Below are 25,402 nucleotides of genomic sequence, written 5' to 3' on the forward strand. Positions count from 1 at the left end.
GTCGGTAAATCCTTGAAAGTTGAACTGCGGATGTTTTAGCTAGGCTAAGCCTATGGTGGATCAGCCCAGCGTCGGCATTTATCCGGAATATTGGGAAGCTGATGTCGTGCTGCGCGACGGCGGGACAGCCCACCTTCGCCCCATACGGCCCCAAGACGCCGACGCTTTGCAGGCGTTCCATGCCGGCCAGTCGCAGGCCTCCATCTACATGCGGTTCTTCTCGTTCAAGCCCAAGCTCTCCGGCAAGGAAGTCCGGCGTTTCACTGAGGTGGACCACATCAACCGCGTGGCGTTCGTCATTACCATCGGCGGCGAAATCATGGGGATCGGCCGCTACGACCGTCTGGACGATCCCACCGAGGCCGAGGTCGCGTTCAACATTTCCGACGCCCATCAGGGCCGCGGGATCGGCTCCATCCTCCTGGAGCATCTGGCAGTGGCCGCCCGGGAGAACGGCATCCGCCGGTTTACGGCGGAGGTCCTCCCGGATAACCGGAAGATGCTGATGGTCTTCGCCGACGCCGGCTATGACCTCAAACGCCAATTCGATGACGGCGTCGTCAGCGTCGAATTCAACATCGATCCCACGGAGAAATCGCGGGCCGTCATGGAGTCACGCGAGCACCGCGCGGAGGCGCGCAGCGTGCGCGACCTTTTGTCGCCGTCGTCGGTGGCTGTAATCGGTGCCAGCCGCAAGTGGGGGACCGTGGGTTACCAACTGCTGGAGCACATCATTGAAGGCGGCTTCAAGGGACCGGTGTATGCCGTCAACCCGGAAGCGTTCGAACTCGCCGGAATGATTTCCTTCGCAAAGTTGTCCGAGATCCCTGGACCGGTTCAGTTGGCCATCATCGCGGTCCCCTATGAGGAAGTACCCAAGGTAGTGGACGACTGCGCCGCGGCCGGCGTCAAGGGCATTGTGGTGGCCACGGCCGGATTTGCCGACGACGGCGAGCGGGGACTCGCACGTCAGCATGACCTGGTGCGGCGGGCCAGGGCGAACGGAATGCGTGTCATTGGCCCTGAGTCCCTCGGAATTCTTAATACGCACCCGGCGGTGTCCCTGAACGCTTCCATGGCGCCCACGATGCCGCCGAGGGGCAGCCTGGGGTTGTTCAGCCAGTCCGCCGCCGTGGGTGTGGCGGTTTACGCTGCCGCCAGCCGCCGCCGGCTCGGTTTGTCCTCGTTCCTCTCCGCGGGAAACCGTGCGGATGTCTCCGGCAATGACGCCATGCAGTACTGGGAGGATGACGCCGATACTTCCGCCGTGGGCCTGTACCTGGAGTCAATCGGTAATCCCCGCAAATTCTCGCGACTGGCGCGCAGGTTGTCCCGCAGCAAACCCGTGATCGTTGCCAAATCGGACGTCACAGGCCTCAGCCTGCCGCCCGGGCACGAGGTCCGCACCACCCAGGCGCCCGCAGCGGCAGTGGATGCGATGATGCGCCAGGCCGGTGTAATCCGTGTTGAGACGATCGAACAACTCATGGACATCGCCCAGATAGCGTCCTCACAGGCGTTGCCCAAGGGGCCGGGCGTGGCCGTCTACTCGAATTCCGTGGCACTGGCCAAAGTGGTTGCCGATGCTGCCGGCCCGTTCGGGCTGGATGTGAACAGATTGGTAACGGACCTTGATCTCGACGCCGGAATGTCACTGGTACTGCCGGCGCTGAGGGCCAGCCTCCGGGAGAGCCTCGCGGACGATTCCGTGCATGCTGTGGTGGCGGCTCTTCTCCCGGCGCGCGGGCTGACCGTGGAGGCGCTCGCCGGAGTCCTTGCCGAATGCGCCGCCGAGGCCGGCAAGCCTGTGGTAGCGGCGTTCACCGGAATCCTGGACCCTTCTGTTCAGGTGGAGGGCATGGCAGGTGCTGCCGGACATCCCGTCCTGCCGTGCTACTCAAATGCAGGTGCTGCTGTGGCTGCACTTGCCGCGATTGTGCGATACGCGCAGTGGCGCGACCGGGACCAAGGGCTCTTCGTGGAGCCCGAGGGCTGTGACGTCGAAGGCACCAGGGAGATACTGAGCGCGATGCTGGCCGGCGTGACGGGCGAAAAGATCAGGAAGCTCGACGCCGGTGCTGCCGCCGCGCTGCTGTCAGGTTACGGGATCGACGTGGTGCCGACGCTGGGATTCGTTACCGCCGATGAGGCTGTGCGGGCCGCGGAGACTGTGGGCTGGCCGGTGGTCCTCAAGACGACCGATCCCGCGCTGCGTCACCGATTGGATCTCGGCGGTGTGCGCCTGGATATTCAGGACGCCGAATCCCTGCGGCAGAACGTAGCCCACATGCGCCGGGCCTTGGAGCCTTACGGATCGCCGGCGCTCGAAGTACAGGCCATGGCACCGGTTGGGCAGGCTTGCACCTTCCGTGCCATGGAGGACCCGCTGTTGGGGCCGGTGTTGTCTTTTGGGCTGGCCGGCGATGCGGTGAACCTGTTGGACGATTGGGCTCACCGGGTGCCGCCGCTCTCTGCTGCCGATCTTCACGACGTCATCCGCTCGCCTCGGGCATCCCGGAAGCTCTTCGGTTACCAAGGGCTGCCCGCGGTTGATGTGGAGGCCCTGGAGGACATCGCGGCCCGGCTTGCCAAGCTCAAGGATGACCACCCCGGGATCGCACTGGTGGAGTTCAATCCTGTCCTGGCGGGTCCCTCAGGGGCCACCATCCTTGGAGCGGATGTGTGGATCGGCAATGCTGCGCAGCGCACCGACAGCGCCCGCCGCGCCATGCGGGGTTAGTCACAGGAGCGCGCCGCACGGTTAGGTAGTCACCAACCGATCTGTGAAAATGGGGGAATGAGCACCCAGTCTCCGACGCCTCAATCCCGCCCGTCCAATGCCGGGCCCCACACCGCCCACCATCACAGCTCGCAGGGACAGAGCCTGGACCAGGCGCTGCAGCAGGCCGGTTTCTACCCGCGGTTGGTGGCCGACGTGGTTGATGACGCGTTGGATGGCCGCGAGTGCCTCTCCCATCTGGTCCATTTGGAGACCCACTTTGACCGGGCCGAGGTCCGCAGGCACATCACGGTGCTGGTGCTCACCGAAGACATGCTGGTGATTACCCACGTGGATGACCAGCAGTTGGATGAGGCCGGACAGCAGATCGTTGCCCAGGTTTCCACAGAATCGGTACCGGTGGCCCAGATCCGTTCAGTAGTCCTCAGCTACATGTATTCCCAGCCCCAGGACTACAAGCCCTCAGATCCTGTCCGTGAAATGACGGTGTCCATCGCTTGGTCAGGCGGCCAACGGCTGGACATGGGCCCCGCAAGCTGCGGTGATCCCCAATGCGAAGCCGATCATGGTTACAGCGGAACCATTGCCCAGGAAGACATTGTCCTGCGGATCAGTGCCGAAGCAGACGGGCTCCAAGCTGTTCAGGACGCCAAGATTTTTGCCCGAGCACTACGGGCAGTCAATACGGGAAACCCATCACCCGCCCAACATGCCAGCATCCCTGCACCGAGGCCGCGTTCGGGCGTCTTCAGCAACCGCCTCAGCCGCGGGCACCAGCGTTGAGAGAAGCCGCACAGAACCCGGTGAACACCTCTGCGGGAAACTCTCCGGCCGCAGACCTCCCATCGCCCCCACTGTTCGGGAGCAAGTCCATAGCGGAAGTCCTGACCAGTGCTGCAGCATCCCTGGGCATGCCAGGCTTCACCAACCACCTTCAGTTGCCACCAGCGCAGCGTGTCTGCGTGGTTCTTGCCGATGGTCTTGGCCGTAGCCTGCTGAAGCAGAAGTCCTCCCACACGCCCTTCCTCCGATCGGTCATGGCGGAGGGACAACGCAACGTCCCCACATGGATCGACGCCGCCTTCCCCAGTACCACTGCGGCATCCCTCGCCAGCCTTGGCACGGGCTTACCTGCCGGACAGCACGGAATGGTGGGCTACGACGTCCTCGACCCCGCCCAGGACAAGGTCGTCAACCTCTTGGGAAACTGGGATTCGAACGTGGACCCCGCACAGTGGCAACCCCACGCTACGGTCTTCGAGAGGCTGGCCGGGGAACTGGACGTCGTCACCGTCAGCCTGCCGCAGTTCGCAAACTCCCCGATGACGCAGGCTGCACTCCGGGGAAGCCGCTTTGTTGGCGGGACCACGCTGCATGCGCGGACCGCCGCGGCCGCTGAGGCTATGTCCGGCGGCGGCCGTTCCCTGATGTACTTCTACGCCAACGAGCTGGACAAGGCCGGCCACCGCTACGGCTGCCAATCGGACCGCTGGGAGCACCAGCTCGAAGAACTCGACTCCACAGTGAAAAGGCTCTCCACCGCCCTGCCAGCCGGGACTACCATCCTTCTGACCGGCGACCACGGCATGTTGGACGTCCCTGAATCCCAGAGGATCGACTATTCCGCTGATGAACCCTTGGTGGCTGGAGTCCGGCACACAGCCGGGGAGCCCCGTATGGTGCATCTCTATCTTGAACCTGATGCCACCCCTGCACACAGGGAATCCTTGATTGCGGCCTGGCGTTCACGCTTTGGTGAAAGAATCTGGGCCTTTACGCGGGAGCAGGCCGTTGACGCGGGCTTGTTTGGCGCGGTGCGACCCGAGGTCGCTCCCCGGATTGGCGATGTCATGATTGCGGCGCGGGACACCCTGGCCCTTTATGACACCCGGCGGGCCCGACCAGCATCACTGGAAGTGGTGGGCCAGCACGGATCGCTGACCAAAACCGAACGCGAAGTACCTTTGCTGTGCTTCGCCGCTGCAAGCAAGGGCGCTGCGGGGAAAAAGGGCAAGCGTGGCTGAGCTGGTCTTCTTCTCAGGCACCATGGACTGTGGCAAGTCCACCCTGGCTCTCCAAATGGACCATAACCACCGTGCACGGGGACGCGGAGGTGTTCGGTTCAGCTGCAACGACCGCGCAGGTGATTCAACGATCTCCAGCAGGCTGGGCCTGCAAACCGATGCCGTGGAAGTTGTGGACAGCACCGATTTCTGGGACGAAGTGGTGGCCCGGCGAACCAACGGGCTCCGCGTGGACTACCTCATTTGTGATGAAGCCCAGTTCTACTCGCCCGTCCAAGTTGAGCAGTTGGCCCGGGTAGTGGATGAGATGGCGGTGGACGTCTTCGCCTTCGGCATCACCTCAGACTTCCGCACCCGCTTGTTTCCCGGCTCACAGCGACTCATCGAACTTGCCGACAAAGTGCAAATACTCCAGGTTGAAGCTTTGTGCTGGTGCGGCCGCCGTGCAACCCAGAACGCCCGCACCGTGAACGGCATCATGGTGGTGGAAGGTGACCAAGTGATGGTGGGCGACGTGGCACCGCAAAACGGCGACGACGCTGCCCACACGGAGAACACCCTGCACGTGCAGGAGACGTTGCCCATGGAGGCCGTTCCCGCGCAAGCGGTGGGTTATGAGACGCTGTGCCGCCGGCACTACATGAGGCGTGTCACGGCTCATGGCGCCCATCTGATGGCCGGTGCGGACCAGCCCCTGCCGTTCGACATCGATGCCTGCCTCTGGCCAGGTGCAGGAGCTGTGCGGCACAGCTAGGCGATCGCCGGGATCCAATGGGCGGGTGACGTCCGGCCGGTGACATTAGTCGCCGCGGGCGCCGAACACGATCTCGTCCCAGCTCGGAATGCTGGACCGCTTGGGACGGGACGGCTGGCGTTCCGCAGGGGCATCAATGTCCTTGCGCGTCTCTGCGTCTTTCTGATCCTCTGACGGAGTCTCATCCCCATGGAGGTCACGGGCCGAGGGCGTGCCGGTGGCTTCCTCGTCTGCCTGTGGCCGCGTACTGCCGCTGCCGCCCAGGAGTTCATCCAGTCCAGCGGGTTTACGGCCCGACAGCGAAGTTACAGGCCGCAGTGGACTGGCTACCACCGTTATTTCCCGGGTGTCGGTGCTCACTCCGTTGTGGAGCTTGAGGGAGTCGTCATCGGCGTCGTGTGATTCGAAGTGCTGCGGAGCCAGGCTCAGCCGCGACAACATTGAAGGACGTCCGTCATGACGTGCTGGCTCTTCGGCGCCAGTGGCCACCGGCCCGGCATCGTGGAGGCCGGGATCTTCAGCCGCATCGTCAAGTTCTTCACCAGGCCGGGGGTGGGCTGCTGGGACGTTGCTCAACAGTACAGCCAAGGCGTCGTCGCCGTCTTCGTCCACGCCCAGGCGTTGGCCGCGCCGTGATCGGAGCATTTCCAGGAGGCTGTCTGATTCTTTCGCTGACGCACGTGCGGCTGTTTCGGCGTCGGACTCGAAATCGAACGGCTTGTCCGAGACGGCAGCAAGCCGCCTGGCGGGGACCGGGCCGTCCATCGGTTCAAGTTCGCTGAGTTGCTGGGCCCAACGGGTGGCGTTCTGCAGCGACTTGCGCTGGGGACTGAAGGTCCACATGGCAGGCGGCTCTTCGCCGATGCTCCCGTGAGCGCCGGGGACGGTTTCGAAACGCGCGACCACTGTCCAGGTGCCGTCCGGGCGGCGCCATGAATCCCAGTCCACCGTGGAGGAATCAATGCCGTGCGCAGAGAGCCGGTAGTCCACCATCTCGCCCAGAGTGGCCGGGTTGTCACCAAAAGCGGAGCGGTAGATCTCATGCCCGGGAGCAGGGGAGGCAACCTCGATGTTGCGGGCCTGGCGGACCACGTACTCGCGCTCTGCAAGAACCGGGCCTTCATAACGTTGGACGTTGGCAAGGGGGAGGCCGGACAGCTCGGCGACTTCGCTGGCTGTGGCACCGCTGCGGATCCTGGCCTGGATGTCGCGGGGCGACATGGCAATAGGAGTGTTGGAGGCGCGTGCCGCCACTTGGGCAGGGGTGCGGCTCGCCGCGGCCCTTAAGGCTTCGTCGATCGGAAGCTGGAACATCGCACCACCGGGGCCGCTCAAGAGCAGATGCCCGCCGTCGTCGTGGACGCCTACCAGTCGTAGATCCTGCATAACACCCTCCACCACATGGCATAACTGACATTCGAAACTCTGCCACCCGCGGGGGTCTTTTCCTACTAGGACAAAGGGCGTGCCGTGATATTCCGCTGAAACCGGTGGATTCGCGAGAGCTTTCCAGCCATCATCCGCTCAAAACAAGGGCTATGGACATTCAGGGCAGGGGGGGAGGACAATCTGGCCGGGATCGGGCACAAATCCGGGTTGTCCGGCGTTTGCCCTTTAACCCGGATGCAGGGAACTGCCCGCGTTCCGGTTTCCCGCCAGGAACAGGTATGGAGGACGAAGAAGGACCATGGCCACGGACTACGATGCCCCCCGAAAAACCGAGGAAGATGTCAGCGAGGATTCCCTGGAGGAGCTGAAGACGCGCCAACCAGGGAAGCAGTCCTCCGCGGTGGACGTCGATGAGACGGACCTTGCCGATGGCTTTGAGTTACCGGGTGCGGATCTCTCCGGAGAAGAACTCCTCATTCAGGTGATGCCACCGCAGCCTGACGAATTTACGTGCTTCAACTGTTTCCTGGTTAAGCACAAGTCCCAGATCGCTGCCGAAAGGGGCGGGCACCAATATTGCATGGAATGCGAGAACTAGTCACACCATGCCTGCCGCGAATCCCGGCCTGCATGGTGTGACACCCAGCCCATTGCCGGGTTCAGCTAGTCCCTTGAGGGGGTCAGTGCCGAAACGAGCTCATCAGGACGTCGGGATGATGCCAACCAGTAAGGGGTCCGGTCTGCGGGGTCGGTGATTTCAATCTTGACCACCGGGTCGATCCAGCCGCGGAAGCACATAAAGGCCAGTCCATTCAGGCGGGGGCCACGCTCGGCGGTGGCCTCTGCTTTGGTGAACGCCTGGACCGAGCCTACGAATTTGCGGTCGATGCTCGCCCGGCCCACTCTGACGGTGTCAGTAGTAACGGTGATGGTGGGCGTGGAGAGCACCAGCATGATGGTCATGATGGCCAGCAGCACCAAGGCTGCGATGATGCCGGTGGCAGCGCTGATGGGACCAAACATCAGGACGCCCGCACCGGACAAACCCACAACCACAATCCAGATCCACACTGACGGCCATAGCTTCTCGGTGTACAGGACCTCTGAGGCCGAAGGGGTGTTCCGGGCAGGAACGGGGGAGGACTGGTCAGGCGTAGGCATGGATCCAGCTTATCGGGCGTTGGCCCCGGCCTGAGCCCTCCTGCGCGGTTGGTCCGGTTGGCCGGACCGGCTCAGGAGGAACAAGTCCCGGTAGAATGGACCACTGTGAGCAATGAGACCGCAGTATTCAGTAAAAATGCCGCTTCCGCAGTCGCGGACAGCAGCGAAACCACCGCAGCATATGGCGCCCCCACTCTGGAGGTGCAGTTGAAAATGCTCGACGCCGGCTTGGAAGCCCCGTCCTATGCTCACCCGGGAGATGCGGGTGCCGATCTCCGTTCCCGTGAGGATGTTCACCTTGCCCCCGGAGAGCGCAAACTCGTTCCAACAGGTGTCTCCATTGCACTGCCGGACGGATTCGTGGCTCTGATCCACCCCCGTTCCGGGCTCGCCACCAAACACGGGCTGACCGTTGTCAACGCTCCCGGGACTGTGGACGCCGGCTACCGTGGCGAAATTGCCGTCACGCTCCTGAACACCGACCAAAACAATGCCATTGACCTCAAGCGCGGCGATAGAATTGCACAAATGGTGATTCAGCGCGTCGAATACGCGCAGTTTGTTGCTGTTGACCAACTGTCCGATTCCGTCCGGGGAACCGGCGGCTTCGGGTCCACGGGCGGCTTCAACGCACCGAAGGCCTGAGAAACCACTGAACCTTGCGTACCGCACGCCGACGCTTGACGCATGGGAGCGGTTTAGCGAGGTTTAACGTGGTTGCGGTTTACTTGGGGATAGACCACTACTAAGGAGAAAACCCAATGCTTTTTGGGCGCGGCAAAAAGTCCAAGGACGAGCAGCCGGAAACCGCCGGCACCGTCGGGGAATCCGGTTCCGAGGCACCGAGTTCTGAACCGGGTGGTTCCGGCACTCCCGGTGACTTCCGGCTCGGCAAAGGCCCCTTGGACATCGACGAAATCGACAACCGCGATGGCTATGTGGACCTCGGTGCACTGTTGATCGCACCGGCCGAGGGCCTCCAGTTGCGGCTTGAGGTTGAAGAAGCCACCCAACGCGTGGTCGCCGTGACCATGGACCTCAACGGTTCCAGCCTGCAGCTCCAGGCGTTTGCGGCACCGCGCTCCGAGGGACTCTGGGATGAGATCCGTGAACAGATCACCCAATCGGTGGCGAGCCAGGGCGGGGAAACCGAAGAAGTTTCCGGAACTTTCGGCACTGAACTCGTGGCCAAACTGCCTGCTGAAGCGGCAGACGGCAGCCGAGGTTTCCGTGCAGCCCGTTTCATGGGAGTGGACGGGCCGCGGTGGTTCCTCCGCGGCGTCCTGGGCGGGCAGGCTGCCCTGGAGCGAGATGCCGCTGCAGGACTTGAGGAGCTCTTCCGTAAAGTAGTGGTGGTCCGCGGCGACAACCCCATGCCTCCGCGCGAGCTGCTGCAGCTGCGGCTGCCCAAGGACGCTGCGGTCCCCGGCCAGGCCGGCGCTCCGCAGGGTTCGGTTCCCCCTGCAGATCCCGCCTTGCAGCAGCCGGAGCGAGGGCCGGAGATCACCCAGATTGGCTGATGAATCGGTCCGCAACGGGGTGGCCGGCCAAGGTCCCCAACGGCAGGGCGTGCGTGATCTCCCTGCCAGGGGCAGGGCGGTATGCACCGGCTTCATCGAGTCGGTAACACACCAGCCGCCCAGCGAGCAGCCGTTTTTCTCCGCTGTGGTGGTCGATTCCGGTCGTCGCGGACCTGCGCCGGACACGGGGACCGGCGGGGTCAGGAAGCCCTACGATCGCCTCCGCGTGATTTGGCTGGGCAGGACCCGCGTTCCGGGCATTGAAGCCGGCGTGGAACTCCGCTTGGACGGCATGGTGACCCAGGTTGATGGCTTTCCGGCCATGTTCAATCCCCGCTACGAAATCCTTTCCCGTCAGGAGCACCTATGACCGTGGCCAACGGCTCAGACCCGAAGGACACGGGGCGCGATACGCCCCACGAGAACGAAGAACTGCACACGGATGCTCCAAAATCCGGCGCGGAAGGGCCTACCGTGTCCCACCTCGCTGCCGGGTATGCCGAAAAAGCCGGTCTCCATCGGAACAGCGCAGGCCACGTGGACATGCTGAAGTCCGCTGGAGGTGTGCAGGGCATTGCCGAGAGCATCCTCCCGGGATTGGTGTTCCTGGTGGCTTTTACCATCACACGCGATCTCACGCCTGCCCTCATCGCAGCCTTGGCTGCAGCCGCCATCTTCACTGTGGTTCGCCTGATCCAGCGACGTCCACTGACGCAAGCGTTGGCGGGCGTGGTGGGCGTGGGTATTTCTGCCTGGCTGGCAAACACCACGGGCAAGGCCGAGGACTTCTACGTGCTTGGCTTCTTCACCAACATCGCCTACATCGCAGCCATGGTGCTGTCCGTCGCCTTCAAATGGCCGGTGGCTGGACTTCTCTTCGGCTTTGTACGTAATGAAGGACTGGAGTGGCGCAAGGACCCGGAGCGGCTCCGGGCTTACTCGTTGGGCACGTGGATTGTGGTGGCGGTGCTGACACTGCGCCTTGTGGTGCAGGTCCCCTTGTACTTCATGGGCGAGCCAGGCCTGACAGCGTTGGCCACCACCAGGCTCCTGATGGGCGCCCCGCTGTACATCCTGGGCCTCTGGGTGGCTTGGTTGGTGACCAAGCCGGTACCTCAGCCGTCGAAGCCGTCGTCCTCAGCGGACTGATCCACTGTTTCGGAAGACCCCTCGCGCGGTTCTTGAACGTCGTCGGTCGCTGGTGACAGCAGGGCCCTCAAACCGTCCTCGGCCGCGATGGTGGTGACGAAGAAGAGCTCGTCACCGCCGTCCAGGACATCATCACGTGTGGGCGTAATGGGCGCCTGATCACGGAGGATGGCAACCAAAGTGGCGTCCTCGGGCCACTGAATTCCGCCCACCGTGCTGCCAATGACGTGGGAGTCATGCGGAACAGTGAATTCCACGATCGAGGCCACACCCGTCTGCAACGTCAACAGGCGAACGATGTCACCGATTTCCACGGCCTCTTCCACCAATGCCGTCATGAGCTGCGGAGTATTTACTGCTACGTCCACGCCCCATGAATCGTTGAACATCCAGTCGTTCTTGGGGTTGTTCACGCGTCCCACGGTGCGGCCCACACCAAATTCGGTCTTAGCCAGCAAGGACACCACAAGATTCACTTTGTCGTCGCCGGTGGCAGAAACCACGACGTCGGCATCCTCGAGTTTTGCGTCCTGCAGGGTGCTGAGTTCGCAGGCATCGCCCACCAGCCAGCGGGCGCCACGCAGGCCGCTGCGTCCAATCACCTCGGGCTTCAGGTCAATGAGGAGAATCTGGTGCTTGTGGGCCAGAAGCTCACGCGCAATGGACGAGCCGACGCTGCCCGCGCCAACAATGACAACTTTCACTAAGACTCCTTGGCGGGTGCTTTTGCGAGAATCCGGCTGATCTCGGAGGTCCGGTCCAGGCTCACCATCGCGTGGACGGTATCACCCTCCTGGTATGCGGTGCCGGTTTGGGGCAACAGGCCTTCGCCGAACCTGGTGAGGAAGGCGATGCGGATTCCGGCAGCGGACTCGATGGAGTCCAGGCTGTGTCCGATCCACGCCTCGTGCAGGTCCACTTCGGCCAGGACCAGTCGGCCTGAGGGCTCGCGGTAGTCGCCGGCGAGATGCTGCTCGGGAAGAATGCGCCGAAGAACCTGGTCCGCGCTCCAGCGCACGGCTGCCACTGTGGGGATACCGAGCCGCTGGTAGATTTCGGCACGGCCGGGATCGTAGATCCGTGCCACCACATGGGCAACGTGGAACGTCTCCCGGGCAACCCGCGTGGCCAGGATGTTTGAGTTGTCGCCGCTGGAGACGGCGGCGAAGGCGTAGGCCTCTTCCACGCCGGCCTGTTTGAGGGTGTCCCGGTCGAAGCCGACTCCGGTGACTTTGCGCCCCGCGAAAGTGTTGCGCAATCGGCGGAAAGCCCGCTCGTCCTGGTCGATGATGGCCACGGAGTGGCCGGCATCCTCCAAAGTGTGTGCCAGGGTTGCGCCAACACGGCCGCAACCCATGATCACGAAGTGAGCCACCGTGTCTCCTTATGTGTGTAGTCCGTCCGCTCGGTATGACTTTACCGGTGCAGAGGAGGTATCCCGGCGACAACCGTCATGACATCCCTGGGGATTCAGAGTAGCTTTGCGGAGTGCTGACAATTCTGAATGCCGCGAAGCGGGTGTTGGTGGGCCGGCCAGTCAGGAATGACCGCCTGGCCCATACCTTGTTGCCCAAACGCATCGCCTTGCCGATCTTCGCCTCGGACGCCTTGTCCTCAGTGGCTTATGCCCCGGATGAAATCCTTCTGACTTTGGCACTTGCAGGCGTCAGCGCGGTGGCATTTTCCCCGTTGGTGGGCCTCGCGGTGATGGTGGTGTTGCTCACAGTGGTGGCTTCCTACCGCCAAAATGTCCATGCTTATCCCTCCGGCGGTGGCGACTATGAGATTGCCAACGTCAATCTGGGAAAGTACGCCGGGCTTACCGTAGCTTCCGCACTGTTGGTGGATTACGTCCTGACTGTTGCCGTGTCCATGTCCTCGGCGGCCACGTACCTCACCACGGCCATACCTGCTCTGCACGGCCAGCAGGCGTTGATCGCCACTGTCGGTGTCATCATTCTGGCGCTGGTCAATCTTCGGGGTGTCAAGGAAGCCGGGACCGTCTTTGCCATTCCCACCTATATCTTCATGGCATCCATTCTGGGAATGACGGCGGTGGGCATCTTCCAGGCCATCAGCGGCACCTTGGGGGAGGCTCCGTCCGCAAACTTCACCATCGTGCCCGAGCCCGGATTTGATGAGGGCCTGGTTGGGCTGGCCGGCGCGTTCCTCCTGCTGCGTGCCTTTTCCTCCGGGGCCGCTGCACTCACGGGTGTTGAAGCGATCAGCAACGGGGTGCCCAATTTCAAGAAGCCCAAGAGCAAGAATGCGGCAACAACCCTGCTGCTGCTCGGCGTCATAGCGGCTTCCATGCTGGCAGGCATCCTCTACCTGGCCAACGCCACCAAGGTGCACATCGTCCTGGACCCTGCCCGCGAATTCCTGGTGGACGGCAAACCACTGCCCGAGGGCTACATCCAAACTCCTGCCATCAGCCAGATAGCCGACACCATCTTCGGCTCCGGCTCCATCCTTTTCTATGTGGTGGTTGCGGCCACGGGCATCATCCTCGTGTTTGCTTCCAACACGGCGTTCAACGGATTCCCCGTGCTGGGTTCGATCCTGGCCCAGGACGGCTACCTGCCACGCCAACTCCGTACGCGCGGCGACAGGCTGGCGTTCAGCAACGGCGTCCTTGCCTTGGCGGCCGGCGCACTGGTTCTGATTCTCGCGTTCAACGCAGATGTCACCAAGCTGATCCAGCTCTATATCGTGGGCGTGTTTATCTCCTTCACCGCCAGCCAATTAGGGATGATCCGGCACTGGGGCCGCGAACTGAAGCTCGCCCGGGACAAGGCTGTCCGGCGGCGCATCATCAAATCGCGGACTATCAATATGCTGGGTTTCGGGATGACGGCCCTGGTCCTTGTCATTGTCCTCATCACCAAGTTCGAGCAAGGCGCTTGGATTGCCTTGCTCGCGATGTTCGTCCTCTTCCTCATCATGTGGAGCATCCGCGCGCACTATGACAACGTGGCCAGGGAGTTGGCGGTGGATGAGGACTCCTCGCCCCGTGCACTGCCCACCAGGGTTCACGCGGTTCTCCTTGTTTCACACGTCCGTAAGCCGGTCCTTCGGGCTCTGGCCTACGCCCGGGCGTCGAGGCCTTCGCGCTTGGACGCCGTCACCGTGGACATCAGCGCTGAAGAGACGGCCCAGACCGTCCGTGATTGGGAGAAGCTGGAAATTCCGGTTCCCCTGACGGTCTTGGCCAGTCCTTACCGCGAAACCGTGACGCCCATCATGGATTACATCAAGAACATGCGCCGCGACTCCCCGCGGGACCTGATCGTGGTCTACATCCCCGAATATGTGGTGGGCAAATGGTGGGAGCAACTCGTCCACAACCAGACAGCACTCAGAATCAAGACGAGGCTCCACTTCGAACCTGGCGTCATGGTCGCCAGCGTTCCGTGGCAGTTGAAGTCCTCCGAAGAAGCAAAGGCACTGCAGGATACCTAAATGACCTCCCACAGCAATTCCCCCCAACACCAACCCCATCACACCAAGGACCAGGGCGCGCCAGGTACTGAACTGGTGGTGGACATCGGCCCCATCGCCCATGGAGGGCACTTCGTCGCGCGGCACGAAGGGCGCGTCATCTTCGTCCGTCACGCCATCCCGGGGGAGAAAGTCCGCATCCGCCTGACCGACTCCGGCGACTCGTCGCGCTTCTGGCGTGCCGACGTCGTCGAGGTCCTTGAAGGTTCAGCGGACCGTGTTCCGCACTTCTGGAAGCAGGCGGATTCGCTGGGCTCATGGAGCCGCGGGACGGCGCCGGTAGGCGGCGCTGAGCTCGGACACATAACCTTGCAGCGGCAGCGGTCCTTGAAGGCCGAAGTGCTGGCAGAGCAGCTCAAGCGGCTGGCCGGCTTGGATCTCGCCACCGAGGTGGAAGCTGTGGGAGAGAACCACGACGACGGACTCGGCTGGCGTACGCGCGCCAGCTTCGCGGTGACTCCCAAAGGCCGGTTGGGCATGCATGCGCACCGATCAGACACGGTGCTGCCCATCAAGGAAATGCCGCTGGCGCTTGCGGGCATCAACGAGCTGAAGCTGTGGGACCTTGACCTGTCCGGCATAGCCCGCGTGGAGGTCGCGCTCCCCGCCAACGGATCGCGTCCCCTGATCCTGCTGGCCCCCGGGGAATCGACGAGCCCCAAGCGATTGCACAGCATCGTGTCTCAGTTGCCGCAGGACGTTTCAGTTGCAAGCTTCGATCCCGGCAAGGGAGAGGTCCTGCAGCTGCGGGGGAGGACGTGGGTGCAGGAAACTGCGGCTGGCCATGACTACCGGGTGACCGGTGAGGGTTTTTGGCAGATCCACAAGGATGCCCCGGACGCGCTGGTGGGCGCCGTGACGGGCTATCTTTCCCAGGGCGGGTACTTGCAGCCCGGCGCTGCAGTTGCTGATCTCTACGCCGGTGCCGGCCTGTTTACGGCACCTCTGGCGGACGCCGTGGGTGTCACGGGATCGGTCCTGTCCGTGGAAGGCGCGCCGGGCACCAGCCGTGACGCCCGCAAAAACCTGCATGGTCAGTCCCAGGTGGAGATTATGCAGGGACGGGTGGAGCGGGTCCTGCACCAACGCGCCCGCAGCTTCGACTCGTTGGTGTTGGATCCGCCGCGCGCCGGTGCGGGCAAGGCCGTGATCAAGCAATTGATGGCCACGGGACCCCGCGCAATCGCCTATGTGTCGTGTGATCCAGCATCGTTTGCACGTGATCTGGGTTACTTCCATCAAGGTGGTTGGCGGTTGGAGTCGCTGCGGGCCTTCGACCTTTACCCGCATACCCACCACTTGGAAACCGTCGGGCTGGTCGTCCCCGCCGCCTAGCCACGGCGCCGTCCCGGTTCCATGGTGCGAAAGGCCGAACTGCGCGTTTCCGCGGCTAGGCCTGATCAGTGACGCAACAGCGGAGTATGCCATTACGATGGCAGTAGTAGCCCCGGTCCGCAGCAATCATCGCCGCGGACCGGGGTGACCACGAGAGATGCCGCCCGGCTAAGTAAGGTGCGCCTAACTGGCTAGCGGCCAACCACGCGACAAAGATGAAACTGTTGCGAGAGGAGTCCTGCCATGAGCACTGTGGACAGCTTCGGTTCCAAAGGCGTACTGAATGTAGCCGGCACCGACTATGAAATTTTCCGGTTGAACTCCGTAGAGGGCGCAGACAGCCTTCCGTTCAGCCTCAAGGTATTGCTTGAAAACCTCCTGCGGACTGAGGATGGCGCCAATATTACGGCTGACCATGTCCGCGCCCTGGCCGGTTGGGATCCCAATGCGGAGCCCGACACGGAAATCCAGTTCACCCCGGCCCGCGTCATCATGCAGGACTTCACCGGCGTTCCCTGCGTCGTGGACCTGGCTACCATGCGTGAAGCCGTCAAGGAGCTCGGCGGTGACCCCAAGCGCGTCAACCCGTTGGCGCCTGCAGAAATGGTCATCGACCACTCCGTCCAGATCGATGCTTTCGGTAACTCCGGCGCACTGGAGCGCAACATGGAGATCGAGTACCAGCGCAACGGTGAGCGCTACCAGTTCCTTCGCTGGGGCCAGACCGCGTTCGACGACTTCAAGGTTGTCCCCCCGGGAACCGGCATCGTCCACCAGGTCAACATCGAATACCTGGCACGCACCGTCATGACCCGCGAGGTAGACGGCGTTGTCCGTGCCTACCCCGACACCTGCGTTGGCACCGACTCGCACACCACCATGGTCAACGGCCTGGGCATCCTGGGTTGGGGCGTTGGTGGCATCGAAGCCGAGGCTGCCATGCTCGGCCAGCCCGTCTCCATGCTGATTCCCCGTGTTGTGGGCTTCAAGCTCAAGGGCAGCATCCCCGCCGGAGCCACCGCTACGGACGTCGTGCTGACCATCACCGAAATGCTGCGCAAGCACGGTGTTGTTGGCAAGTTCGTTGAGTTCTACGGCGAAGGCGTTGCCGCTGTGCCGCTGGCCAACCGCGCCACCATCGGCAACATGAGCCCGGAATTCGGTTCCACGGCTGCCATGTTCCCCATTGATGACGTCACTTTGGACTACCTGCGCCTGACCGGCCGCTCCGAGGCAAATGTTGCCCTCGTGGAGGCTTACAGCAAGGAACAGGGCCTCTGGCACGATCCCTCCCGTGAACTGCGCTTCTCCGAGTTCCTGGAGCTGGACCTGTCCACCGTTGTTCCTTCCATCTCCGGCCCCAAGCGTCCCCAGGACCGCATTGAGCTCACGGATGCCAAGGAGCAGTTCCGCAAGGACATCCACAACTACGTCTCCATCGAAGACGGCAGCGTGGATGAGTCCCTGGACGAGTCCTTCCCGGCTTCCGATTCGCCGTCCTTCACCCACGCCGATTCGCACACCACGGAAACGGACCGCGTTTACTCTGCCGCCAACGGTGCACACGGCCGGCCCTCCTCGCCGGTCAAGGTCAAGACCGCCGATGGCCGCGAGTTCGAGCTGGACCACGGCGCAGTGTCGATCGCTTCGATCACGTCCTGCACCAACACGTCCAACCCGTCCGTCATGCTGGCTGCGGCCCTCCTTGCACGCAACGCCGTGGACAAGGGCCTGACCTCCAAGCCGTGGGTCAAGACCTCCGTGGCACCGGGCTCCAAGGTTGTCACTGACTACTACGAGAAGTCCGGCCTCACCCCCTACCTGGAGAAGCTCGGCTTCTACATTGTGGGTTATGGCTGCGCCACCTGCATCGGTAACTCCGGCCCGCTTGAGCCGGAAATCTCCGAGGCAATCCAGGCAAATGACCTTTCTGTCACTGCTGTCCTCTCCGGTAACCGCAACTTCGAAGGCCGCATCAACCCGGACGTGAAGATGAACTACCTGGCGTCACCGCCACTGGTCATCGCTTACGCCCTGGCGGGTTCCATGGACTTCGACTTCGAGGCAGACGCCCTTGGCACTGACTCCGAGGGCAACGAGGTCTTCCTCAAGGACATTTGGCCGAACCCCACTGAGGTGCAGGAAGTCATTGACTCCTCCATTGACGAGGCAATGTTCGCCAAGGGCTACGAGGGCGTCTTCGACGGCGACGACCGTTGGAAGGCCCTCGACACCCCCGCAGGCGACACCTTCGCTTGGGCCGAGGACTCCACCTACGTGCGGAAGCCCCCATACTTCGAAGGCATGAAGGCTCAGCCGGATCCCGTCAAGGACATCTCGGGCGCCCGCGTTCTCCTGAAGCTCGGCGATTCCGTCACCACGGACCACATCTCGCCGGCCGGTTCCTTCAAGTCGGACACTCCTGCAGGACAGTACCTCCTGGCCAACGGCGTGGAGCGTAAAGACTTCAACTCCTACGGTTCACGCCGTGGCAACCACGAAGTCATGATCCGCGGAACGTTTGCCAACATCCGTATCAAGAACCAGCTCCTGGACAACGTTGAGGGTGGCTTCACCCGCGACTTCAGCCAGGAAGGTGCACCGCAGGCTTACGTTTACGACGCAGCCCAGAACTACCAGGCAGCAGGAACGCCGCTGGTTGTCCTGGCAGGCAAGGAATACGGCTCCGGCTCATCCCGTGACTGGGCTGCCAAGGGCACGGCGCTCCTGGGCGTCAAGGCCGTGGTCGCTGAGAGCTACGAGCGCATCCACCGCTCCAACCTCATTGGCATGGGCGTCCTTCCGCTGCAGTACCCCGCTGGCGAGTCCGCAGCCACGCTGGGTCTGACCGGAACGGAAACCTTCGCGGTGGAAGGCGTTACCGAGCTGAACAACGGCACCACGCCGAAGACGCTCAAGGTAACGGCAACGGCTGAAGACGGTACCGACAAGTCCTTCGATGCCGTTCTGCGCATCGATACCCCGGGTGAAGCGGACTACTACCGCAACGGCGGTATCCTGCAGTACGTTCTCCGCCAGATCTCGGCATAACGAACCCGCTGGTTTCCAGCTGATTCAGTAGCCGGACAGCCCCGGCTGGTCGCCCGACCAGCCGGGGCTGTTGGCGTCCGGGCATCAGGCAGGCGACCTGGCCGGGAGAACAATGCCAAGGCTCGAAGCCGCGGCGCAACGCGCGGGCCCGGGCACGCGCTAAAGTTAACAAGCACGTCATTCACCCTAAGGAGGGCCGTTGGGACTTTTGGAAACCGTCAAGGATCCACGGGACCTGGCCACATTGTCCGGCACGGAGCTGGAACAATTGGCTGGGGAAATCAGGGAATTCCTGATCACCAACGTAGCCGCAACGGGTGGACACCTGGGTCCTAACCTGGGCGTTGTGGAGCTTACTCTCGCTGTCCACCGGAACTTTGAGTCTCCGCGGGACAGCGTCATCTTCGATACCGGCCACCAGTCCTATGTGCACAAGCTGCTGACTGGACGCCAGGATTTCACGACGCTCCGCCAGCAGGGTGGTCTTTCCGGCTATCCGGACCGTGCCGAGTCTGAGCACGACATCGTGGAGAGTTCACATGCCTCCTCGTCCCTGTCCTGGGCTGATGGCATCTCCCGGGCCCGGCAGCTAACCGGTGAAGGTGACCGGTTCGTCGTCGCCGTGGTTGGCGATGGCGCGTTGACCGGCGGCATGGCGTGGGAAGCCATCAACAACATTGCCGCGGACAAGCGGCGTCGCGTGGTGATCGTTGTCAACGACAACGGTCGCTCCTATGCCCCGACTGTTGGCGGGTTTGCCGATTACCTGGCGTCGCTGCGTCCCACCATTGACTCCTTGCGCACCACCCCTGCCTACGAACGCATGCTGGACTGGTGGAAGAAGAAGCTGCAGGACGGCGGCCCCGCCGGCCAATTCACCTACAAGAGCCTGCATGCCATGAAGAAGGGCATCAAGGACTGGTGGGTCCCGCAAGGTATGTTCGAGGACCTTGGCATGAAGTACATCGGCCCGGTTGACGGACACAACCTCCAGGCCATGGAACATGCACTCAATACCGCCAAGGCCTACGGTGGACCGGTCATTGTGCATGCCATGACGGAAAAGGGCCACGGCTACGCGCCTGCCCTGGCCAATGAAGCAGACCAGTTCCACGCAGTGGGAATCATCGATCCCGAGACCGGCGAGCCCACGGAAATGCCCGGTGCCAGGTCCTGGACGTCCGTGTTCGCCGAGGAGATCGCTGACATCGCCGATGAACGCCCGGACATCGTGGGTATCACCGGCGCAATGCTCATCCCCGTGGGACTGCACAAGTTCGCTGAGCGCCACCCCGAAAGGGTCATCGACGTCGGCATCGCTGAGCAGCATGCGTTGGCGTCCGCCGCTGGAATGGCGTTCGGTGGCCTTCACCCCGTTGTAGCGGTGTACGCCACCTTCCTGAACCGTGCCTTTGACCAGCTCCTGATGGACGTTGCCCTCCACAAGGCCGGCGTGACCATCGTCCTGGACCGTGCCGGCGTGACCGGCCCGGATGGGCCCAGCCACCACGGCATGTGGGACATGGCGATGGTTCAGATCGTGCCCGGCCTCCATCTGGCCGCTCCCCGTGACGCCACCAGGCTCCGCGAAGAACTGCGGGAGGCCGTGGCCATTGACGATGCCCCCACTGTGGTGAGGTTCTCCAAGGGCAGCGTAGGATCCGAGGTCGAAGCTATCGAGCGGCTTCATGACGGCGTGGACATCCTCGCGAGGCGACCGGAGGGTTCCACCGAGAACGATGTCCTGATTGTCAGCGTCGGCGCGATGTCAGAACTCGCACTTGATGTCGCGGCCCGCCTGGGCGCCCAAGGCATCAGCTCCACGGTGGTGGATCCGCGGTGGGTGCTTCCCGTCCGTAAGTCGATCATCGCCCTTGCTGCCCGTCACCGCCTGGTGATCTGCATTGAGGACGGAGTGCGGGCAGGTGGTGTGGGATCCCGTATCCGTCAGGAGATGCGGGCTGCCGGTGTGGATACAGCCTTGAACGAAGTGGGCCTGCCGGTGGAGTTCCTGGTACACGGCTCCCGCAGCCAGGTCCTGGAACGCGTTGGCCTGACGGCCCAGAAAATAACCCACGACGTCGTAGCCCAGGTTTTGGGGACGAAGGTCCCGTTCGCAAGGCCCCTCCCGGGTCAGCAACACCCGACCACCGGCAGCCTGCCAACGCTGTGACGGACGAGCGCGCGCCGGGCGCATTGCAGCCCGGTGACCTCGTGGTGTCGAGGAACAGGAAATGGGACGGTAAGGCCCACTGGGTGGTGCCCGGCCGCTACCTTGGTGAAGACATCCACGGTTGGTGGATCTTTCAGGGAGCAGGGGAGTTCTGCGCCCGCCCCGGCGCGGCGTTCTATACGGCGTCGGATGCACTTCTGTTGGTTCCGCGGACCGGCGAGTTCGTGGCCACCTTCTACGATGACAGCTATCCGGGCGACTTCAGGATCTATGTTGATTTGGCCACTGGCCATGACTGGAATCCCATCAAGCCCGGCGTTACCGAATTTCACATGATTGATATGGATCTGGACGTCATCCGGTCCACCAAGCATGGGGTGTTCGTGGACGATGAGGACGAATTTGAGCAGCATCGGATGGCCATGGGCTATCCGCAACAGACGGTGGACGCAATGCGCGCAGAATGCGCAGCCCTCTTTGAGGCAGTGAACACCATGAAAGCGCCCTTCGACGTCAATGGAGCCACCAGCACCAGCGCCGAGTGGTTCAGAAAAGGACGAGCATGAGCGGCATCATCCGAGCGTACAAGCGCGACGACGACGGAGTACTTCACTTCCGCGAGGCCTGGTATGACGACGAAGACCAGCAATTCGTTGTTAATCACGGTGTGGTGGGTCACCAGAGCAAAACCGACGAGGCAGACGTTGAGGACGAATCTGCCGTGGATGGCCTGATGGCTGCTTTTGCTGCGCAATGCGAGGAAGACGGCTACGCCGAGATTCCCGAGTCGGAACAGTTTTGGGTGGTTGCCCAGATTGCGTTGAAGTCCAAGGACGGCACCGAACGCGACCGTCACCTTGAGCGTAAAGCCAAAGCTGCCCTTACTGGTGAGTTGGCGTGGCGTGGGCTGGGAGTAGTGGACCGTTCGGAAATCGGCAACGGCCACCTGAACATCTTCTGCCTCTGCCCGGACGTCAACAAGGCAGTGAACGCCATCAAAATCTGCGTTCGCGGTGAGGACCTGGACTTCACCAAGCTCACGGTTGCGGCAGCTCCCCACACCGACCCCACGGCATTCCGTGTGAAGCACTCGCCCAAGCAGGGTGTGGGCTTTACTCTCTAAGTAGCACCCCAACGCACCAGGAGGTATCCCCATGGCGTCCAAGAGCAACTGGCCCGGACATACGCCGCTGCCCAAAGGTCTGGCCGCTCCGGCCAGACGGGCCTTGGCGCATGAGGGGATAGAGACGTTGGAGCAGTTGGCCGAGTTCGGCGAGGCCGGGCTGTCCAAGCTTCACGGGATGGGGCCGGTTGCTGTAGCGCAGCTTGAGGATGCCATGGAGGAATCAGGGATCTCGTACGGAACCGGCTAACTGTACTGCTGGGGGGAGATTGTTGCCTTGGGTGACAATGAGTGCCGGGGCGCGTATAGGCTGAATTCATGACTGAATACCGACGCCTTGGCCATTCCGGACTGACTGTCTCAGCTGTAGGGCTGGGCTGCAACAACCTGGGCCGCGCCAATACCCCCACCGAGTCCCAGGAAGGCACGGACGCTGTTGTCCACGCCGCGCTTGATGCCGGGGTGACCTTCTTCGACGTCGCCGATGTCTACGGCCGCGAGCCCGGCCTGAGTGAAGTCATGCTGGGCAAGGCGCTGAAAGGCCGCCGTGATGACGTGGTCATCGGCACCAAGTTCGGCATGGACATGCGCGGAGTCAACGGTAACGACTTCGATGCCCGTGGTTCGCGCAGATACATCATTCGGGCTGTGGAGGCTTCTCTCCGCCGTTTGGATACCGAGTGGATTGATCTCTACCAGTTCCACACTCCGGACCCGCGCACTCCCATCGAGGAGACGCTGGCAGCCTTGGATGACCTGGTATCCAGCGGGAAAGTCCGGTACATCGGCCACTCGAATTTTGCCGGCTGGCAGATCGCCGAGGCTGACTACGTTGGTCGCCAGTCCGCTGGCGTCCGTTTCATTTCGACCCAGAACCACTACAACCTCCTGGACCGCCGCGCCGAACTCGAAGTGCTCCCGGCCGCAGGAGCTTTCTCCCTGGGCGTCCTTCCTTACTTCCCTTTGGCCAACGGGCTGCTCACCGGAAAATACTCAGCGGGCAAAGCCCCTGAAGGTTCCCGATTGAGCCACACGCGCACCAACCTGGTGCATGACGCCGATTGGGAGCAGCTTGGCCGCTTCGGCCAGTTTGCCAAGGAACGCGATATCAGCGAGCTTCAGTTGGCCTTCTCCTGGTTGGCCGCACAACCTGGAGTCAGCAGCGTCATCGCGGGGGCGACCCGTCCCGAGCAGATCCGGGAGAATGCCGGGGCAGTGTGCTGGGTACCCACTCAGGAGGATCGCGCGGAACTGGATGAGATCTTCCCGCGGGCACCGAAGGTAGCCCTCTTCTAGCCCTCACTCAGATCCCGCCCACCCGCAGGTTGTCAAACTGTGTGGAGTCAGTGGGTGGGTTGTTTGGTTGGTTTTTCGGGGAGGTTGATTCCGACGTGGCTTCGTGGGGCCGGTGTGGTGGGTCGTTGCCGGAATCGGTGAGGGTTCTGGACCCCCTTGACTCCCACCCCCACCTTCCCTAAACTTTTCATAAAGCAGAATCTAAATTCCACAAAGCGGAAACTGAGGCCCAAGCATCAAGGCAGCAGTCAAGCAGCGGAAGATAGATCAAAGCCCCTCCTCGGAAGGACCTACGATGACGTACACAGTGAACTGCTCCATCCTCCTGACGGAGCTGCCCTTGCTCGAGCGCCCCGCCGCCGCGAAGGCAGCCGGTTTTGACGCCGTCGAGTTCTGGTGGCCCTTCGAGACCTCCGTCCCCAGCGACGCACAAGTAACCGAGTTTGAAACCGCCATCAAGGACGCCGGCGTTCAGCTCACGGGCCTGAACTTCAACGCCGGCAACATGCCCGGCGGCGACCGCGGCCTGGTTTCCTGGAAGGGACGTTGCTCCGAGTTCAAGGACAACATCGACGTCGTCGCCGGCATCGGTGAGCGTCTCGGCTGCAAGGCCTTCAACGCCCTCTACGGCAACCGCCAGGACGAGTTCACCCCTGAAGAGCAGGACGAACTCGCCGCCAAGAACCTCGCCGCAGCAGCGGAAGGCGTCGCCCGCATCGGCGGCACCGTCCTCCTCGAACCGGTCAGCGGCGCACCCAAGTACCCGCTCCTCACCGCCGAAGACGCACTCAAGGTCATCGCCCGCGTCAAGGCGGAATCCGGCGCACAGAACATCAAGCTCCTCGCCGACTTCTACCACTTGGCAGTCAACGGCGACGACGTCGAATCCGTCATCGAGAACCACGCCAAGGACTTCGGCCACATTCAGATCGCCGACAACCCCGGCCGCGGAGCTCCCGGAACCGGCACGCTCCCCCTCGGTGAATGGATCGCCCGCAGCCGCGAACTCGGCTACGACGGCTACATCGGCCTCGAGTACAAGGAACCGCAGGAATCGGCTTTCAGCTGGGCCATCCGCCAGCGCGCCAACGCCAACTAAGGACAGGGCGCCCAACTAAGTAGCAGATCAGGCCGTTCTGAGCGCTGAGAACGACGCGAACTGCTACCTAGTTGGGTAAGCACGCCCGGGTTAAAACACTCGGACTCCAGACACACATAGACTTCCCCAGAAAGAGAACCACAATGAGCAACGTTGCAGTCATCGGACTCGGAATCATGGGCCTCCCCATGGCCATCAACCTCGTCAAGGCCGGCCACACGGTCACCGGTTTCAACCGCAGCCAGGACAAGATCGACAAGCTGGTCTCCGAGGGCGGCCAGGGTGCCACCAGCATCGCGGACGCAGTCAAGGACGCCGACGTCGTCATCACCATGGTCCCGGACTCCCCCGATGTTGAGGGCGTAGTCAGCGGCAAGGACGGCGTCTTCGCCAACGCAAAGAAGGGCACCCTCTGGATCGACGCATCCAGCATCCGCCCGGACGTCGCCAAGCGCCTCTCGGACGACGCTGTAGCAGCCGGCATCCGCCCGCTTGACGCTCCCGTATCCGGTGGTGAGCAGGGCGCAATCGACGCCGTGCTGTCCATCATGGTCGGCGGCGACGCTGCAGACTTCGAGGCAGCACAGGATGTCCTCAACGCAGTGGGCAAGACCATTGTCCACGTCGGCCCTTCCGGCTCCGGCCAGACCGTCAAGGCAGCAAACCAGCTGATCGTGGCCGTCAACATCCAGGTCCTCGGCGAGGCCATCGCCTTCCTTGAGGCCTACGGCGTAGACACCGACGCAGCACTGAAGGTCCTGGGCGGCGGCTTGGCCGGCTCCAAGGTCCTCGACCAGAAGGGTCAGAAGATGCTGGACCGCAACTTCGACCCCGGCTTCCGCCTGGCCCTCCACCACAAGGACCTCGGCATCGTCACCTCCGCAGCCCGCGAAGCCAACGTCGCTGTCCCGCTCGGCGCAGTCGTCGCCCAGCTCGTCGCCGCAACCGTCAACCAGGGCGACGGCGGCCTCGACCACTCAGGCCTCTTCAAGCAGGTCCTCCAGCTCAGCGGCCGCAAGTAAGCACCCCGGCAAAAGCCAGCTAAGCAACACAAAGCAGGGAACCCGCCGTCGTACTTAAACGACGG

At 62.8% G+C, this 25,402-nt stretch carries 23 protein-coding genes; 19 read left to right on the forward strand and 4 right to left on the reverse strand.

Going from position 1 to position 25,402, the window contains the following annotated elements:
- Positions 1-52 precede the first annotated feature (52 nt).
- From AR689_RS05890 to AR689_RS05905, 4 genes are read left to right on the forward strand one after another with little or no spacing between them, the layout of a single operon-like run.
- Positions 53-2,740 carry a bifunctional acetate--CoA ligase family protein/GNAT family N-acetyltransferase gene (locus tag AR689_RS05890; RefSeq protein WP_062068014.1) on the forward strand — a complete coding sequence of 896 codons (2,688 nt, stop codon included), beginning with the start codon at positions 53-55 and terminating at the stop codon, positions 2,738-2,740.
- A 57-nt stretch (positions 2,741-2,797) separates the two neighbouring features.
- Positions 2,798-3,523, forward strand: a complete 726-nt coding sequence (locus AR689_RS05895; RefSeq protein WP_062068015.1) for a DUF5998 family protein — start codon at positions 2,798-2,800, stop codon at positions 3,521-3,523.
- Entirely contained in the window at positions 3,520-4,764 is a 1,245-nt protein-coding gene (locus AR689_RS05900; RefSeq protein WP_062068017.1) for an alkaline phosphatase family protein, read from the forward strand. Before AR689_RS05895 ends, AR689_RS05900 begins: the two co-directional genes overlap by 4 nt.
- The gene (locus AR689_RS05905; RefSeq protein ID WP_062068019.1) at positions 4,757-5,518 is read left to right on the forward strand and encodes a thymidine kinase; all 762 of its coding nucleotides are present in this window, start codon (positions 4,757-4,759) and stop codon (positions 5,516-5,518) included. The genes AR689_RS05900 and AR689_RS05905 overlap by 8 nt, the downstream gene beginning before the upstream one ends.
- A gap of 45 nt (positions 5,519-5,563) precedes the next feature.
- On the opposite strand, the gene sepH is transcribed toward AR689_RS05905, so the two are convergent.
- On the reverse strand, positions 5,564-6,904 hold the full coding sequence (gene sepH / locus AR689_RS05910) for a septation protein SepH (RefSeq protein WP_062068021.1): 1,341 nt from the start codon (positions 6,902-6,904) through the stop codon (positions 5,564-5,566).
- Between the two features lie 301 nt (positions 6,905-7,205).
- Between sepH and AR689_RS05915 the strand changes: the two genes are divergently transcribed.
- Entirely contained in the window at positions 7,206-7,505 is a 300-nt protein-coding gene (locus AR689_RS05915) for a DUF4193 domain-containing protein (protein WP_062068023.1), read from the forward strand.
- A 65-nt stretch (positions 7,506-7,570) separates the two neighbouring features.
- On the opposite strand, the gene AR689_RS05920 is transcribed toward AR689_RS05915, so the two are convergent.
- On the reverse strand, positions 7,571-8,068 hold the full coding sequence (locus AR689_RS05920; RefSeq protein WP_062068025.1) for a DUF3093 domain-containing protein: 498 nt from the start codon (positions 8,066-8,068) through the stop codon (positions 7,571-7,573).
- A gap of 105 nt (positions 8,069-8,173) precedes the next feature.
- On the opposite strand from AR689_RS05920, the gene dut reads away from it, so the two are divergent.
- From dut to AR689_RS05940, 4 genes are all read left to right on the forward strand, one after another.
- Positions 8,174-8,713 carry a dUTP diphosphatase gene (gene dut, locus AR689_RS05925; protein ID WP_062068643.1) on the forward strand — a complete coding sequence of 180 codons (540 nt, stop codon included), beginning with the start codon at positions 8,174-8,176 and terminating at the stop codon, positions 8,711-8,713.
- A gap of 116 nt (positions 8,714-8,829) precedes the next feature.
- Complete coding sequence (locus AR689_RS05930) at positions 8,830-9,588, forward strand: DUF3710 domain-containing protein (protein ID WP_062068027.1); 759 nt, start codon at positions 8,830-8,832, stop codon at positions 9,586-9,588.
- Positions 9,581-9,958: a hypothetical protein gene (locus tag AR689_RS05935; RefSeq protein WP_231745445.1), complete on the forward strand. Its 378-nt coding sequence runs from the start codon at positions 9,581-9,583 to the stop codon at positions 9,956-9,958. Before AR689_RS05930 ends, AR689_RS05935 begins: the two co-directional genes overlap by 8 nt.
- Entirely contained in the window at positions 9,955-10,737 is a 783-nt protein-coding gene (locus tag AR689_RS05940; protein WP_062068030.1) for a DUF3159 domain-containing protein, read from the forward strand. The genes AR689_RS05935 and AR689_RS05940 overlap by 4 nt, the downstream gene beginning before the upstream one ends.
- On the opposite strand, the gene AR689_RS05945 is transcribed toward AR689_RS05940, so the two are convergent.
- Together AR689_RS05945 and AR689_RS05950 are read right to left on the reverse strand one after the other, a co-directional pair.
- Positions 10,704-11,441 (reverse strand): potassium channel family protein, encoded by a 738-nt coding sequence (locus AR689_RS05945; protein ID WP_062068037.1) that lies wholly within the window; start codon positions 11,439-11,441, stop codon positions 10,704-10,706. The genes AR689_RS05940 and AR689_RS05945 overlap by 34 nt on opposite strands.
- Positions 11,441-12,112 carry a potassium channel family protein gene (locus AR689_RS05950; protein ID WP_062068039.1) on the reverse strand — a complete coding sequence of 224 codons (672 nt, stop codon included), beginning with the start codon at positions 12,110-12,112 and terminating at the stop codon, positions 11,441-11,443. The genes AR689_RS05945 and AR689_RS05950 overlap by 1 nt, the downstream gene beginning before the upstream one ends.
- Positions 12,113-12,225: 113 nt before the next feature.
- On the opposite strand from AR689_RS05950, the gene AR689_RS05955 reads away from it, so the two are divergent.
- The 10 genes from AR689_RS05955 to AR689_RS06000 all read left to right on the forward strand — a co-directional run bounded on the left by AR689_RS05955 (position 12,226) and on the right by AR689_RS06000 (position 25,337).
- Positions 12,226-14,199: an APC family permease gene (locus AR689_RS05955; protein WP_062068043.1), complete on the forward strand. Its 1,974-nt coding sequence runs from the start codon at positions 12,226-12,228 to the stop codon at positions 14,197-14,199.
- On the forward strand, positions 14,200-15,573 hold the full coding sequence (locus AR689_RS05960; protein ID WP_062068045.1) for a class I SAM-dependent RNA methyltransferase: 1,374 nt from the start codon (positions 14,200-14,202) through the stop codon (positions 15,571-15,573).
- Positions 15,574-15,816: 243 nt separating this feature from the next.
- Positions 15,817-18,624: an aconitate hydratase AcnA gene (gene acnA / locus AR689_RS05965; RefSeq protein ID WP_062068047.1), complete on the forward strand. Its 2,808-nt coding sequence runs from the start codon at positions 15,817-15,819 to the stop codon at positions 18,622-18,624.
- A gap of 199 nt (positions 18,625-18,823) precedes the next feature.
- A complete protein-coding gene (dxs, locus tag AR689_RS05970) occupies positions 18,824-20,797 on the forward strand; it encodes a 1-deoxy-D-xylulose-5-phosphate synthase (RefSeq protein WP_062068049.1) in 1,974 nt (657 codons plus the stop codon).
- On the forward strand, positions 20,794-21,363 hold the full coding sequence (locus AR689_RS05975; RefSeq protein WP_062068051.1) for a DUF402 domain-containing protein: 570 nt from the start codon (positions 20,794-20,796) through the stop codon (positions 21,361-21,363). Before dxs ends, AR689_RS05975 begins: the two co-directional genes overlap by 4 nt.
- Positions 21,360-21,920, forward strand: a complete 561-nt coding sequence (locus AR689_RS05980; protein ID WP_062068053.1) for a hypothetical protein — start codon at positions 21,360-21,362, stop codon at positions 21,918-21,920. Before AR689_RS05975 ends, AR689_RS05980 begins: the two co-directional genes overlap by 4 nt.
- Positions 21,921-21,951: 31 nt before the next feature.
- Entirely contained in the window at positions 21,952-22,170 is a 219-nt protein-coding gene (locus AR689_RS05985) for a helix-hairpin-helix domain-containing protein (RefSeq protein ID WP_062068055.1), read from the forward strand.
- A gap of 68 nt (positions 22,171-22,238) precedes the next feature.
- Positions 22,239-23,216 carry an aldo/keto reductase gene (locus AR689_RS05990; RefSeq protein WP_062068057.1) on the forward strand — a complete coding sequence of 326 codons (978 nt, stop codon included), beginning with the start codon at positions 22,239-22,241 and terminating at the stop codon, positions 23,214-23,216.
- A 295-nt stretch (positions 23,217-23,511) separates the two neighbouring features.
- Positions 23,512-24,315, forward strand: coding sequence for a hydroxypyruvate isomerase family protein (locus AR689_RS05995; protein ID WP_024818157.1), 804 nt, complete (start codon positions 23,512-23,514; stop codon positions 24,313-24,315).
- A 116-nt stretch (positions 24,316-24,431) separates the two neighbouring features.
- Positions 24,432-25,337, forward strand: coding sequence for a 2-hydroxy-3-oxopropionate reductase (locus AR689_RS06000; RefSeq protein ID WP_082697833.1), 906 nt, complete (start codon positions 24,432-24,434; stop codon positions 25,335-25,337).
- The last annotated feature ends 65 nt before the right edge of the window (positions 25,338-25,402 follow it).

It is taken from the genome of Arthrobacter sp. EpRS71 (genome assembly GCF_001512285.1).
In the GTDB taxonomy this organism is placed as follows: Bacteria; Actinomycetota; Actinomycetes; order Actinomycetales; family Micrococcaceae; genus Arthrobacter.